14 protein-coding genes and 1 other RNA gene are annotated in these 12,214 nt (G+C 62.5%); 7 read left to right on the forward strand and 8 right to left on the reverse strand.

What is annotated here, in order from left to right:
* Positions 1-257: 257 nt before the first annotated feature.
* The 5 genes from ABIE49_RS17835 to ABIE49_RS17855 all read right to left on the reverse strand — a co-directional run bounded on the left by ABIE49_RS17835 (position 258) and on the right by ABIE49_RS17855 (position 4,338).
* Positions 258-1,898: a lysine--tRNA ligase gene (locus tag ABIE49_RS17835; protein WP_192735432.1), complete on the reverse strand. Its 1,641-nt coding sequence runs from the start codon at positions 1,896-1,898 to the stop codon at positions 258-260.
* A gap of 72 nt (positions 1,899-1,970) precedes the next feature.
* On the reverse strand, positions 1,971-2,888 hold the full coding sequence (locus ABIE49_RS17840) for an ABC transporter substrate-binding protein (protein ID WP_192735433.1): 918 nt from the start codon (positions 2,886-2,888) through the stop codon (positions 1,971-1,973).
* 85 nt (positions 2,889-2,973) lie between these two features.
* A complete protein-coding gene (locus ABIE49_RS17845; RefSeq protein WP_192735434.1) occupies positions 2,974-3,564 on the reverse strand; it encodes an SCO family protein in 591 nt (196 codons plus the stop codon).
* Between the two features lie 23 nt (positions 3,565-3,587).
* Positions 3,588-3,824, reverse strand: coding sequence for a hypothetical protein (locus tag ABIE49_RS17850; protein ID WP_354067749.1), 237 nt, complete (start codon positions 3,822-3,824; stop codon positions 3,588-3,590).
* A gap of 43 nt (positions 3,825-3,867) precedes the next feature.
* The gene (locus ABIE49_RS17855) at positions 3,868-4,338 is read right to left on the reverse strand and encodes a hypothetical protein (RefSeq protein ID WP_192735435.1); all 471 of its coding nucleotides are present in this window, start codon (positions 4,336-4,338) and stop codon (positions 3,868-3,870) included.
* Positions 4,339-4,719: 381 nt separating this feature from the next.
* Here ABIE49_RS17855 and ABIE49_RS17860 point away from each other — a divergent pair, with 381 nt between their 5' ends.
* From ABIE49_RS17860 to ABIE49_RS17890, 7 genes are all read left to right on the forward strand, one after another.
* A complete protein-coding gene (locus ABIE49_RS17860; protein WP_192735436.1) occupies positions 4,720-6,378 on the forward strand; it encodes an FAD-binding dehydrogenase in 1,659 nt (552 codons plus the stop codon).
* Positions 6,379-6,473: 95 nt separating this feature from the next.
* Complete coding sequence (locus ABIE49_RS17865) at positions 6,474-7,736, forward strand: serine hydrolase domain-containing protein (protein ID WP_192735437.1); 1,263 nt, start codon at positions 6,474-6,476, stop codon at positions 7,734-7,736.
* 298 nt (positions 7,737-8,034) lie between these two features.
* Complete coding sequence (locus ABIE49_RS17870) at positions 8,035-8,385, forward strand: RidA family protein (protein ID WP_192735438.1); 351 nt, start codon at positions 8,035-8,037, stop codon at positions 8,383-8,385.
* Between the two features lie 153 nt (positions 8,386-8,538).
* Positions 8,539-8,904: a nuclear transport factor 2 family protein gene (locus ABIE49_RS17875; RefSeq protein ID WP_192735439.1), complete on the forward strand. Its 366-nt coding sequence runs from the start codon at positions 8,539-8,541 to the stop codon at positions 8,902-8,904.
* A gap of 122 nt (positions 8,905-9,026) precedes the next feature.
* The gene (locus tag ABIE49_RS17880) at positions 9,027-9,713 is read left to right on the forward strand and encodes an RNA polymerase sigma factor (protein WP_192735440.1); all 687 of its coding nucleotides are present in this window, start codon (positions 9,027-9,029) and stop codon (positions 9,711-9,713) included.
* A 96-nt stretch (positions 9,714-9,809) separates the two neighbouring features.
* Positions 9,810-10,331, forward strand: a complete 522-nt coding sequence (locus ABIE49_RS17885; protein WP_192735441.1) for a DUF4142 domain-containing protein — start codon at positions 9,810-9,812, stop codon at positions 10,329-10,331.
* A gap of 11 nt (positions 10,332-10,342) precedes the next feature.
* Positions 10,343-10,663, forward strand: a complete 321-nt coding sequence (locus ABIE49_RS17890; protein WP_192735442.1) for a cupredoxin domain-containing protein — start codon at positions 10,343-10,345, stop codon at positions 10,661-10,663.
* A gap of 13 nt (positions 10,664-10,676) precedes the next feature.
* Here ABIE49_RS17890 and ABIE49_RS17895 read toward each other — a convergent pair whose 3' ends face one another.
* The 3 genes from ABIE49_RS17895 to ABIE49_RS17905 form a co-directional block, all read right to left on the reverse strand.
* Entirely contained in the window at positions 10,677-11,246 is a 570-nt protein-coding gene (locus ABIE49_RS17895) for a hypothetical protein (RefSeq protein ID WP_192735443.1), read from the reverse strand.
* A gap of 118 nt (positions 11,247-11,364) precedes the next feature.
* Positions 11,365-11,776: a transfer-messenger RNA gene (gene ssrA, locus ABIE49_RS17900) on the reverse strand.
* A gap of 31 nt (positions 11,777-11,807) precedes the next feature.
* Positions 11,808-12,140, reverse strand: coding sequence for an excalibur calcium-binding domain-containing protein (locus ABIE49_RS17905; RefSeq protein ID WP_354066864.1), 333 nt, complete (start codon positions 12,138-12,140; stop codon positions 11,808-11,810).
* Between the last annotated feature and the right edge of the window lie 74 nt (positions 12,141-12,214).

Raw genomic sequence — 12,214 nt, forward strand, 5'->3', positions numbered from 1 at the left:
GAGGCTTGATGGCGGATAGTGTAGCGCAATTCGGTGCAGGCCGCGGTTGAAATTGCGGCGGGCCTGCCATCTGAATTTGCGGCTCGCGGTCGCAGTGAGATGATGCGTTGCAAAGCCCAACTCTATCGTCGTCCCGGCGAAGGCCGGGACCCATAACCACCAGCGATAATTGTTTTGCACGCAGGTCGTTATCTTCCTTTTTCAATAACATCGGCCGCGGCGTATGGGTCCCAGCCTTCGCCGGGACGACATAGGGGCTACGCGCTCCGCGCCAGCGCGCCGTCGATCATCGCCACGGCGTTGGTCAGACCGTACACCGCGACGAACGAGCCGAAGCGCGGGCCTTTTTCCTGACCGAGCAGCACCTGGTAGAGCATGTTGAACCAGTCGAGCGAAACGCCCGGCCGGCCATCCTTGCCCTTCTTGACGAGATCGAGGAACGGCTCGCGGCGGCCGATCTCGTAGACCACGTTCTGGATCTCTTCCGCCGTCGACGTCGCCGGCAATTGCGACAGCGCGTCGCGCAGATCCTGCAGCGCCACCCGCTCGCCATCGGTCGGCTCGCGGAATTTTTTGGTCGGCGCCACGAAGTCGCGATAATAATTGATGGCGTAGCCGACCAGCGCATCGAGCTTCGGATGCGTCTGCGGCGTCACGCCGGGACGATAACGCCCGATAAAACCCCACAGCGTTTCGGCGTTCTCCGCATTCGACGACGACACCAGCGTCAGCAACAGCTGGAACGTGACCGGCATGTCGGCCTTCGGCGGCTGGCCGGCATGAACGTGCCAGACCGGATTTTGCAGCTGCTGCTTGGCGTCCTGCCGCGGCAAGCCATCGAGGAACTGCTGGTAGTCATCGACGTTGCGCGGGATCACGTCGAAATGCAGCCGCTTCGCCGCCTTCGGCTCGCGGTACATGAACAGCGACAGCGATTCCGGCGACGCATAGCGCAGCCATTCGTCGATCGTGAGCCCGTTGCCCTTCGACTTGGAAATCTTCTGGCCCTGCTCGTCGAGGAACAGTTCGTAGTTGAAGCCTTCCGGCGGCGTGGCGCCGAGCGCCCGGGTGATCTGGCCCGAGAGCTTCACCGAGTCGATCAGATCCTTGCCGGCCATCTCGTAATCGACGCCGAGCGCGACCCAGCGCATCGCCCAGTCGGCCTTCCACTGGCACTTCACATTGCCGCCCGTGACCGGGGTTTCGACCTCTTCGCCGCTGTCCGGGTCGACATAGGTGATCGTGCCGGCGGCGATATCGCGGCGGATCATCGGCACCTGCAGCACGACGCCTGATGTCTTGCTGATGGGCAGGAAGGGTGAATAGGTCGCGCGCCGGTCCGGCCCCAGCGTCGGCAGGATGATCGCCATCACCTTGTCGTAGGCGGCGAGCATCTTGAGCAGCGTCGCATCGAAGCGGCCCGACGTGTAGTAGTCGGTCGAACTGGCAAACTCGTAGTCGAAGCCGAAATGATCGAGGAACGCCCGCAGCCGCGCATTGTTGGCGGCGCCGAACGAGGGGTGCTCGTTCGAGAACGGATCCGGCACGCGCGTCAGCGGCTTGCCGAGATGAGCCGCCATCATGTCGCGATTGGGCACGTTGTCCGGCACCTTGCGCAGGCCGTCCATGTCGTCGGAGAACGCCAGCAGCCGCGTCTTGATCTTGTCCTCGGTGAGCACGCGAAAGGCATGGCGCACCATGGTGGTGCGCGCGACCTCGCCGAAGGTGCCGATATGCGGCAGCCCCGACGGGCCGTAACCGGTCTCGAACAGCACCTCGTCCTTCGGGCTCTTTTTCAGCCGCGCGACAATCGCTTTCGCCTGCTCGAACGGCCAGGCGTTGGATTGTTCGGCGAGCGCACGCAAATCGCTCGGGCTGGATGGGTCGATCGTGGACATCAGAGGTCTCCGGGGGCCGCGGAAACTAGCGCTTCCGTGGCAAATTGCAAAATGACGGAGTCTGCGACTCCGTCAAAACGGACTGATCGAGAAATAACGCAGCCACAAATCGGTATAGCGGCCTTTTTCCCAGAGCCGGAACAGCGCCCAGTTCAGCGACTGTCGTAGCAGATCGTTGCCCTTGCGGACCGCGATGCCGATGCCCTCGCCGAAATAGCGGCTCTCGACGAACGGCCCGCCCGAGAAGGCGCAGCATTCGCCTGAATCGGTGCCGTTGATCCAGAACGCCAGCGCGATCGCGTCTCCGAAGATGAAATCGACCTCGCTCCGCCGCAAAGCCAGCCGCAGCGCCTCGTCATTGGGGTATGATTTGATCTCGGCGTCGGTGAACATCGCCTTCAGATAGGCCTCATGCGAGGTGCCGGCGATGGCGCCGATTTTCTTGCCTTCGAGATATTCGGGACGCACCTCCGGCATCACGGCGTCGCGCCGCGACACGAAGCGCGCCGGCGCGCGGTAATAGGGGTCGGTGAAATCGATGCGGGCGCGCAATTGCGGCGTCACCGCCATCGACGCGATGATGGCGTCGCCGCGGTTGCTGGTGATGGCGTCGATCAGGGTCTCGAAACGGCGCATCTGGATGGTGCAGGTGACCTTGATCTCGTCGCACAGCGCGCGCGCCAGATCGACGTTGAAGCCGGCCGGATTGCCGTCGGGGCCGGTGAAGTTGAACGGCGGATAGTCGGTTTCCGTCAGGAACCGGATCACGGTCAGGCGCGACAAATCGGGCCGGTCCGGACGCCGCCTGGGGTCCCAGAAGCCAGGCACCGCCTGCGGCGCAGCCTCGACCGCGGGCCGCGGCGCGGTTTGTGCGGACGCCTCACCGGGCAAGATAACGGCCAGCGCAGCCGCGACCGTCATCCCGGTCAGCAGGCTGCGGACCGATTTTGGCAATCTGGCGCTTTGTAACAAGGCTGGCTGGTGGGGCATTGCCGGCGTTTTGTTGTGGAATTGGATGGCCTTATAGACCATCCGGCATCCGATGCGAGGCCGTTTTGCGGGGCTTTGGTACGGCTCAGAGGTATTTCTTCAGATCGGTCGCAGCTTCCTGGGGCGTCCGTTTCAGGTTGAACGGCGAGACGAAGCGGCCGTCGCGATCCATCAGATAGATCAGTGCGGTGTGGTCCATGGTGTAATCGCCGTCCTTGAGCGGGACCTTCTTGGAATAAACCCGGTAGGCCGACAGCACCTTGGCCACCGCCTCGGGGTTGCCGGTCAGGCCCTTCAGATGCGGATCGAAGCTGGAGAGATAATCCTTCATCGCGGCCGCGGTGTCGCGCTCCGGATCGACCGAGACGAAAAAGGCGTTGACCCGGTCGGCGTCCTTGCCCATCGCCTTCAGCACTTCGGAAATCTCGAACAGCGCGGTCGGGCACACATCGGGGCAATGGGTGAAGCCGAAGAAGATCAGCGTCGGCCGGCCCTTGAGATCCTTGTCGGTCACGGTCTGGCCGGCCTGGTCGGTCAGTTGAAACGGCCCGCCGATCGCGGCCGGCGCCGTGACGGTGCGCAGCCCGCCCAGCGCCCACAGCATGATCAGGAGGCCAACCAGCAGGCTGACGGCAAAGGATGCGACAATCACCAGCGGTCGGATGCTCCGGTCCATGTAAAAAATTCCCTATGTCCGGATCAGAAGCAGGCCGAAATACCGGCGGCGATCATTTCAAAAAACACCGTGGTCCCGTAGTGGAACCAGAGCGCCGCGGCGCCGCATACGGCGAGGCCGCCGAGGCTGGCGGCGCCCCAGACGATCGCGGATGCCACCCTGCCCTGCGGCCGGTGTGCCGCGATCATCCCGTGCTGGGTGGAAATCGGCTGAACCATGGGGTTCAGATAGGGCCAGTTCCAGGGCCAGGCAAGCGCCATGGCCGCGCGGCCGATCACGTCATGCGGAGGGATATCTGCTGTTTCAGCGAGACGCTGGCTTGATCGCGGAGGCCTGGGCGTCGAGATAGCAGGGCTTGAACATCGCCTGCAATTGCTTGCCGCGCAGGAAGATCATGCGCTGGGTCAAGCCGCCGCGCTGGGCGATCCAGCGCCGGATTGGCGTCGGGTACATCGAATAAAGCATCTGGGTGGCTTCGGCGTTGGTGATCGCCCGGCCGTTGGCGCCGAAATCCCAGGCGGCATGGAAACCGAGATTGGCGTGCGAGGTGACGCAGATCTTGTCGTGGGGAACGGCGCCGAGAACGATGGTGCAGGCCGACGCGCACAGGCCGTCGATGATGACCATCTCGCCGGAACTCCGCAGGCCCTGGTACTTATCGACATAGGTACCGATCCGGCCGCCGCGATCGTCGGCGATCCGGACCACCGCCTGGCTCGATACAACCCCTGCCAGCAGCAGCACCGCCGCAAGCAACCCCGTCACCAGCTTCATTTCCCAGCCCCAGTCCTGAAACGTCGAACCCGAATCTGATTGTCTTAGTGATGCAAGACTGCGCGAGCGTCGTTCGAGACCGTGATTTTGTCTAGGCGGCTGGAGCCGCTCAAAACAAATTCAAATTAAGTGTTGCAATGGCGCTGCACCCGACGCGCGAAAAGGTCCCAAACTGGAACAAGTTAACATTTTCACGGTGGTAGCTTCGCCACAGGCAAGCGGCATTTGCCGTTGACCGCGTTGGATGGCGTGGCTTGAATCAACATCAGAGCGTTTTCCAGCGAAGTGGGCACCGGTTCGCGTGAAGAAAACGCGTCAAAACAACAACAGAGCCCCTTTCCGATTTCAATCGGAAGGGGGCTCTGGGCTGGGGAGGACATGATGGCAGAGGACACCGACGTAATCGTGGTCGGCGGCGGGCTGGCCGGGCTGGTCGCGGCATGCGAAATCGCCGACGCCGGCAAGCGCGTCATCATGATCGACCAGGAGGGCGAACAAAGCCTTGGCGGTCAGGCATTCTGGTCGTTCGGCGGCCTGTTCCTGGTCGACAGCCCCGAACAGCGCCGGCTCGGCATCAAGGACAGTTTTGATCTCGCGCTGCAAGACTGGAACGGTACGGCCGGCTTCGACCGCGAGGAGGACTACTGGCCGAAGAAATGGGCGGAAGCCTATGTTGGCTTCGCCGCCGGCGAAAAGCGCGACTGGCTGCGTGCGATGGGCCACCGTATTTTTCCCGTGGTCGGCTGGGCCGAACGCGGCGGCTATGACGCGATGGGGCACGGTAATTCGGTGCCGCGCTTTCATGTCACCTGGGGCACCGGCCCGGGGATCGTCGAGCCGTTCGAACGGCGGGCGCGCGAGGCGCAGAAGAGTGGCCGGCTGACTTTCAAGTTCCGCCACCGCGTCGATGCGCTCAGTATCACCAACGGCACCGTCGAGGGCGTCAACGGGTCGATCCTCGCACCCACCAATGTCGAACGCGGCCAGAGCAGCTCACGCCAGGTCATCGGCGATTTCAGCTTTCGCGCCCAGGCGGTGATCGTTGCCTCCGGCGGCATCGGCGGCAATCACGATCTGGTCCGGCAGAACTGGCCGAAGCGCCTCGGCGAACCGCCGAAATTCATGATCTCCGGCGTGCCCGAACATGTCGACGGCCGGATGATCGGGATCACCGAGGCTGCCGGCGCGCGGCTGATCAACCGCGACCGGATGTGGCATTACGTCGAGGGCATCCGCAACTGGTCGCCGATCTGGCCGCGCCACGGCATTCGCATCCTGCCTGGCCCGTCATCGCTGTGGTTCGACGCGACAGGCAAACGGCTGCCCGCGCCGCTGTTTCCCAGCTCCGACACGCTCGGCCAGCTGCACTACATCATGTCGACGGGTTACGATTACTCCTGGTTCATCCTGACCCAGAGCATCATCAAGAAGGAGTTCGCGCTGTCCGGCTCGGAACAGAACCCCGACCTCACCGGCAAGAGCTGGCGCATGACCATCAAGCGCGCCACCAACAAGGGCGCGCCGGCGCCGGTGGAAGCATTCAAGCAAAAAGGCGCCGACTTCATCGTGCGCGACAACCTCGCCGACCTCGTCAGCGCCATGAACGCGCTCAGCGGCGACAATCTGCTGCAGCTCGATCACATCAAGCGGCAGATCGAGGCGCGCGACCGCGAGATGACCAATCCCTACGTCAAGGATGCGCAGGTGATGAACATCCACAATGCGCGGCGCTATATCGGTGACAAACTGATCCGCACCGCCAAACCGCATCGCATCCTCGACCCCGAGCATGGCCCGCTGATCGCGGTCAAACTCAACATCCTGACCCGCAAGACGCTGGGCGGCTTCGAGACCGATCTGGACTCGCGCGTGTTCGGCACGGGCGGCGACATCATCAAGGGGCTGTACGCCGTCGGCGAAGCCGCCGGTTTCGGCGGCGGCGGCGTGCACGGCTACCGCTCGCTGGAAGGCACGTTCCTCGGTGGCTGTCTGTTTTCGGGGCGGAATGCGGGACGTGCGGCGGCGAAGGCGGCAGGATGACACGGCAAGCAGACCAAAGCCGAGGGACCCGGAAACAAAACCGCGAAAACAACCCCATGCAAAGTAAGGAACCCATTGCCAGGGCTGTTGTTTTGATGCCGAAGATCATAGCCATACTGGTCGCGGCAGCCTTGGCCGGGAGCGACGCTCCCGCCCGCGCCCAGGGCAACGCCGCCGCGCCGGCGCCCTCGCCTGCCAAACTCGAACGCGTGTCGCAATTCTTTGAAAACGAAGTGGCGACCGGGAAGCTTCCCGGCGCGGTCGTATTGATCCAGCAACATGGCAAGCCGGTCTATCTCAAGGGTTTTGGCGTTCGGGACGTCGCCACCAAGCTGCCGATGACGCCGGACACGATCTTTGCCATCCATTCGATGACCAAGCCGATCACCAGCGTGGCGGCGATGATGCTGATCGACGACGGAAAACTGGCGCTGGCCGATCCGGTGTCCCGATACATTCCGGCATTTGCCGACACGAAAGTCGGCGTGGAATTCAAACCGAGCGACGGCAACCCGGTCCTGCAGCTCGTGCCGCCGATCCGGCCGGTGACGATCGAGGACCTGCTCCGGCATACGTCCGGCATCACCTATGAATACATCGGCAGCGAATTGATCATGAAGGCCTATACGGACGCCAACATCTTTGAGGGACATTTCAACAACGCGGATTTTGCCGAACGCATTGCCCGCCTGCCGCTGGCGAGACAGCCCGGCACACTCTGGCGCTACGGCCATTCCACCGACGTTCTCGGGCGTGTCATCGAAATCGTCTCCGGCAAATCGCTCTATCAGTTCCTGAAAGAGCGCATCCTCGATCCGCTTGGCATGACCAGCACAAAGTTCGTGCTGCAGGGCGCGGCTGAAGCGGCGCGCATGGCCGAGCCACTGCCGGGCGATACCGTGCTGCGTATGTCGGGGGAGGAACGGCGCAGGCACGCCGAATGGGAGTCAGGCGGCGGCGGCCTGCTCTCGACCATCACGGATTATGCACGATTTGCGCAAATGCTGCTGGGCGGCGGAAAGCTCGACGGCAAGCAGTATCTCAGTCCGGCTGCGTTCAAACAGATGACGTCAGACCAGATCGGACCGGGCTCCGGCGTCGGGCGGGACTACTATTATTTTCCCGGCGATGGCTTTGGTTATGGTTATGGCCTGGCGGTGCGCGTAGAACCGGGAAACGCAAAGCCGCCGCCGGCAGGTTCGATCGGCGAACTGAAATGGGACAGCGGCAGCGGAACGTACTTCGGTGTCGATCCCAAACTGGACATGGTCTACATCCTGATGGAGCAGACCCAGCTGGAGCGCTCACGCATCACCCCGGCCTTCAAGGCGCTGGTGTATGACGCGTTCGAAAAATAAGTGACCTCAGCGGCGAAGCAGTGGACTGATCACCGGCAGAACTCATCGCGCATATCCGGCGACACCGTCCCACAGCAATTTCAAGGCCGCATGACTTTTTGCGTTGCAATCGGACAATTGCTCTCCGTGCAATATCGTCGGCCGCTCGCAGCGTTCCGGCAAAGCCAAACCAACTCGGCTTTTTAAGTAGATTCCCCGATACGTGACAATTTGGGTGGCCTTCATTGCCAAGAACGCAGTAGCCGATCGCGCCCTGTCGCGCTAAGGAGGCGCGCCACTTTAAAAAACGGAGAACACCATGTCAGTCCAGCGTTTCGAAACCGGCCCGCGCATGAGCCAGGTCGTCGTCCACGGCAACACCGTCTATCTCGCGGGCGTCGTCGCCAACAATGCAGCCGGCGAAAGCGTGACCAAGCAGACGCAGGACGTGCTCAAGACCATCGACGGCCATCTCGCCAAAGCCGGGACCGACAAGTCGAAGCTTCTGTCGGCCACGATCTACATCACCGACATGAAAACCTTCCCGGAAATGAATGCGGTGTGGGACGGCTGGGTGTCGGCGGGCAACACCCCGGCGCGCGCCACGGTCGAGGCCAAATTGGCGTCCCCGCAATACAACGTCGAGATCATGGTGGTTGCGGCGAAGTGATTTTTCGCGGCGCGAGGGCTTGCCTGCCCTCGCGTCGTACCTTTCTTTTGTTCATTGACCGCGTTTCTTTGACCTCCGAGGTAATCGAAACACGCGCGCGAACCTTCGATAACAGGCCAGCCGATCCGTTCGGCCGCAACGAAGGAGAGCCCCATGACCGACCCGAAGACCATTGCCGCCAGTTACATCGATCTGTGGAACGAGCGAACCCCGGCCCGCCGCCGCGAGATCCTTAGCCAAAACTGGGCCAAAGACGCCCGCTATATCGACCCCTTGATGAGCGGCGACGGCCATGACGGCGTCGATGCGCTGATCGCAGGCGTGCAGCAGCGGTTTCCGGATTTCAAATTCAGGCTGATCGGCGAACCCAATGGGTACGGCGACCACGTCCGCTTCTGTTGGGGTCTCGGCCCCGACGGCGCCGACAGCCCGATCAAGGGCACGGATTTCGCCGTGCTGAGCGACGGCCGCATCCGCAGCATCACCGGCTTCCTCGATCAGGTGCCGGCGGGGGCGTGAGCGAAAGGCTGTGCGGCTGCCCGGGCAATCCCGGGTAGCCGCCGACGCGCCCCGAATTATTCCGGGAACCTCTTCCGCCTTGCCGCATCCAACCCCAATACAATGCTATTGGTGGAACCATCATGCGTCAGGCCCACACGCCTCATATTCCGCCCGTCGACACTGGTGACCTCGATCTGATCCGCCGGGCGCTGGCGCGCGATGAGACCGCGGCTCGCGCCATCATGCAGGCGAACAACCGCCGCCTCTACCGGCTTGCCCGCGGCATCCTGCGCAATGACGGCGAGGCCGAGGACGTCGTGCAGGAGACTTACGTCCGCGCCTTCACGCATCTGGAGAGTTTTCGCGGCGATTCCAGCCTGGCGACCTGGCTGGCGCGGATCGCCATGAACGAGGCGCTGGGACGATTGCGCCGGCAGCGGCCGGGCGTGGAACTGTCGTCATTGCCGCAGGGCACGCTCGAAGCCCAGATCATCCAGTTCCCCCGCGCGGCCGCTGACGACCCGGAAAAATCCATGGCCCAACGTGAAATTCAGCATGTCGTCGAACACGCCATCGACGAATTGCCGGAACCGTTCCGGCTCGTCTTCATCACCCGGGTGATCGAGGGCATGAATGTCGAGGAGACCGCCGAGATTCTGGGGCTCAATCCTGTGACCGTGAAGACGAGGCTGCATCGCGCCCGCGTCATGCTGCGCGACAATGTCGAGAAGAAGATCGGCCCCGTCGTGATCGACGCGTTTCCGTTTGCCGGCAGGCGCTGCGAACGGCTCACCGAGGCGGTGCTGAACCGGCTCGGCTTGATCTGATTTTTTCGGGAACCTCCTGCTACCTGCGCCATCCAACTCCTGTGCAATCAACTTGAAAGCCGGCCGCCCGCGTCGGCGCCACAGGAGTGTCACACCATGTTCGTTCGATTGAGCGCGGCGATTGCCGCATTGAGCCTTTTGGGCGGCGCCGCACTGGCGCAGGGCGCAAAGCCCACCGACCCGCAGATCGCGCATATCGCCTACACCGCAGGCGTCATCGACATCGCCGCCGGCAAGCAAGCGATCACCAAGGCCAGCAACAAGGACGTCAAGGCGTTCGCGGAAGGCATGGTGCGCGACCATGAAGCCGTGAACAAGCAGGCGCTCGACCTCGTCAAGAAACTGAAGGTGACGCCCGAGGATAACGACACCAGCAAGACGCTCTCGAAGCAGGCGGCGGACAAGCTGGCCGAACTCGGCAAGCTGAAAGGCGCCGACTACGACAAGGCCTATATCGCCAACGAGGTTGCCTACCACAAGGCCGTCAATGGCGCGCTCGAGACACTGTTGATCCCGTCAGCCAGCAATGCCGAGCTGAAGAGCCTGCTGCAGACCGGCCTGAAGCTGTTTCAGGGCCACCAGCAGCATGCCGAACACGTCGCCGCCGGCCTGAAGTAAGGGAGACTGCCATGCTGCCGAGACGCACGTTTCTCATCGTGACCGCCCTGATATCGGGCGCAATCGCCGTCCCGGCGCATGCCGCAACCATCCAGATCGTGATGGACAATCTCGTGGTGTCGCCGGCGCAGGTAACCGCCAGGGTCGGCGACACCATCGAATGGATCAACAAGGATATCTTCGCTCACACGGCCACCGCGCGAAACGGCGATTTCGATGTCGCCATGCCGCCGAAGAAGACCGTGACGTCGGTGCTGAAGAAGGCCGGTACGGTCGAGTATTACTGCCGCTTCCATCCCAACATGAAGGCGGTGCTGACGATCGCGCCGTAAGCCGGCAACCTCGTCAGGTCAACGTCGCTCGCTGCAGCACCATCGCGAGCCGCACCGCGACGACGGCCTGCCACACCGGATAGAGCACCGAGGTGAGATCGAGATCGAGCGCGCTGTCGACCGCCATCAGCGTGCCGGCCAGCGTGCCCGTCAGCAGCATCCGCATCCATAACGCCGCATCGCGCGGCCCGGCTGGCAGCAGAGCGATCGCCAGCGCCATCAGGCCGGCGCCGACGAAACCGCCGGCGAGGCCCGCCAGCACATTGCGCATGATCTTGGAAGCGCCATAGGCCTGCGCATCGATGAAGATCGCGGCGTTCACGGCGCAGACGAAAGCGACCATGGTGACAATGCCGGCAAGCAGCGCCGCCCAAACCGGATTGGCGCTGCAGCGCCGGACCACGAAGAAGACAAGCACCGCAAACGGCACCGCCACCAGCGCCATGCGCAGATTGCCGGAACCGCCGGTGAATTTGTCGATCAGTTGCGGGGTGAGCGGCGTCAACAGGCCCGACAACAGACCGCCGGCGGCAATCATCAGTAGGTTGCGGGAGGTGTTGTCGGCAGCGATGGCCTGGGTCAACGCATTCGGCTCCATCTCTGCGGCACAGCAATTTAGCACAATCGTGCTTGTGATTGTAGTCGCGCACGGCGCGAGGCCGGTTCACAAATAAAAGCCGCGCCAACCCGAAGGTTGACGCGGCCATGGCCGTTCTGTTGCCAGGTGGACCAACCCCGAACAGGTTACGCCGCGAGGCGCACTTCGTTCAATGCAACGTTATCGTTTGCATTTAGGTTTTTGACCCGATAACGGCGGTATCATGCCGAGCACAATTCAGAACTTCTTTGCGACCATCGATCCTGGTTCGCCCCCGCCATAGCAGCCCTGGGATTTTGCCTTGCGGCAGAATCGATCTCATATTGGGCATGATCCTATCGGAAAACCGGTACCCACTTTTCCGGATCATGCTGAAATGAGACCTTTAAGCTCAAGCTGCTAAGGTGGAGGCGCCGGGTACTGCCCCCGGGTCTGCCCGCAGTCCATTCTAAGGTTCAGCGCCATCGTCTTGCGACGAAGCGGTTGTACGCGGGATTGAGGGCGAAAGATAGGCGCAAGGTGGCTATGGGCGTGCTATCGGCCCAGTCAGCGTCGTGGCCAAATCTCGCACGAGATGCCGTCATTATCCGCATCGAGCCTAGACCAATAGCCTGGTTGACCTCGATATGACGGCGCAACGCCAACCGCGCGGGCGGCGGAGCAATTCGGAAATGCCGCGATATGCTTAAGAACTTGCAGCGGGTGCCAAGAGATGAAGCTCAGGAGCGTCCAGCACAACGCCGCACCGGTTAACGCAGATAGTATCGCCACTCTGGCGTTTTCGGTCACGGCCTGTGCCATCCGTGATCTCATGCGCTTAAGGCGAAACGACAAGCCGGTTGAGCTCGGTGGATTCGGATATTTCGGCTTCCACGCCATCGAACAATGCCCCTTGTTCTTGCACGGATTCCCAACCTGGCTGCAGGTTTTTTGGGCGGCGAAATAATCGCTCC

Source organism: Bradyrhizobium sp. OAE829 (assembly GCF_040546575.1).
Taxonomy (GTDB): Bacteria; Pseudomonadota; Alphaproteobacteria; order Rhizobiales; family Xanthobacteraceae; genus Bradyrhizobium.

Bases quoted from the DNA above. Each gene is read 5' to 3' on its own strand.
- ABIE49_RS17835 (WP_192735432.1), bottom strand. From the start codon at position 1,898: ATGTCCACGATCGACCCATCCAGCCCGAGCGATTTGCGTGCGCTCGCC.
- ABIE49_RS17840 (WP_192735433.1), bottom strand. From the start codon at position 2,888: ATGCCCCACCAGCCAGCCTTGTTACAAAGCGCCAGATTGCCAAAATCG.
- ABIE49_RS17845 (WP_192735434.1), bottom strand. From the start codon at position 3,564: ATGGACCGGAGCATCCGACCGCTGGTGATTGTCGCATCCTTTGCCGTC.
- ABIE49_RS17850 (WP_354067749.1), bottom strand. From the start codon at position 3,824: ATGGCGCTTGCCTGGCCCTGGAACTGGCCCTATCTGAACCCCATGGTT.
- ABIE49_RS17855 (WP_192735435.1), bottom strand. From the start codon at position 4,338: ATGAAGCTGGTGACGGGGTTGCTTGCGGCGGTGCTGCTGCTGGCAGGG.
- ABIE49_RS17860 (WP_192735436.1), top strand. From the start codon at position 4,720: ATGGCAGAGGACACCGACGTAATCGTGGTCGGCGGCGGGCTGGCCGGG.
- ABIE49_RS17865 (WP_192735437.1), top strand. From the start codon at position 6,474: ATGCCGAAGATCATAGCCATACTGGTCGCGGCAGCCTTGGCCGGGAGC.
- ABIE49_RS17870 (WP_192735438.1), top strand. From the start codon at position 8,035: ATGTCAGTCCAGCGTTTCGAAACCGGCCCGCGCATGAGCCAGGTCGTC.
- ABIE49_RS17875 (WP_192735439.1), top strand. From the start codon at position 8,539: ATGACCGACCCGAAGACCATTGCCGCCAGTTACATCGATCTGTGGAAC.
- ABIE49_RS17880 (WP_192735440.1), top strand. From the start codon at position 9,027: ATGCGTCAGGCCCACACGCCTCATATTCCGCCCGTCGACACTGGTGAC.
- ABIE49_RS17885 (WP_192735441.1), top strand. From the start codon at position 9,810: ATGTTCGTTCGATTGAGCGCGGCGATTGCCGCATTGAGCCTTTTGGGC.
- ABIE49_RS17890 (WP_192735442.1), top strand. From the start codon at position 10,343: ATGCTGCCGAGACGCACGTTTCTCATCGTGACCGCCCTGATATCGGGC.
- ABIE49_RS17905 (WP_354066864.1), bottom strand. From the start codon at position 12,140: ATGGCGTGGAAGCCGAAATATCCGAATCCACCGAGCTCAACCGGCTTG.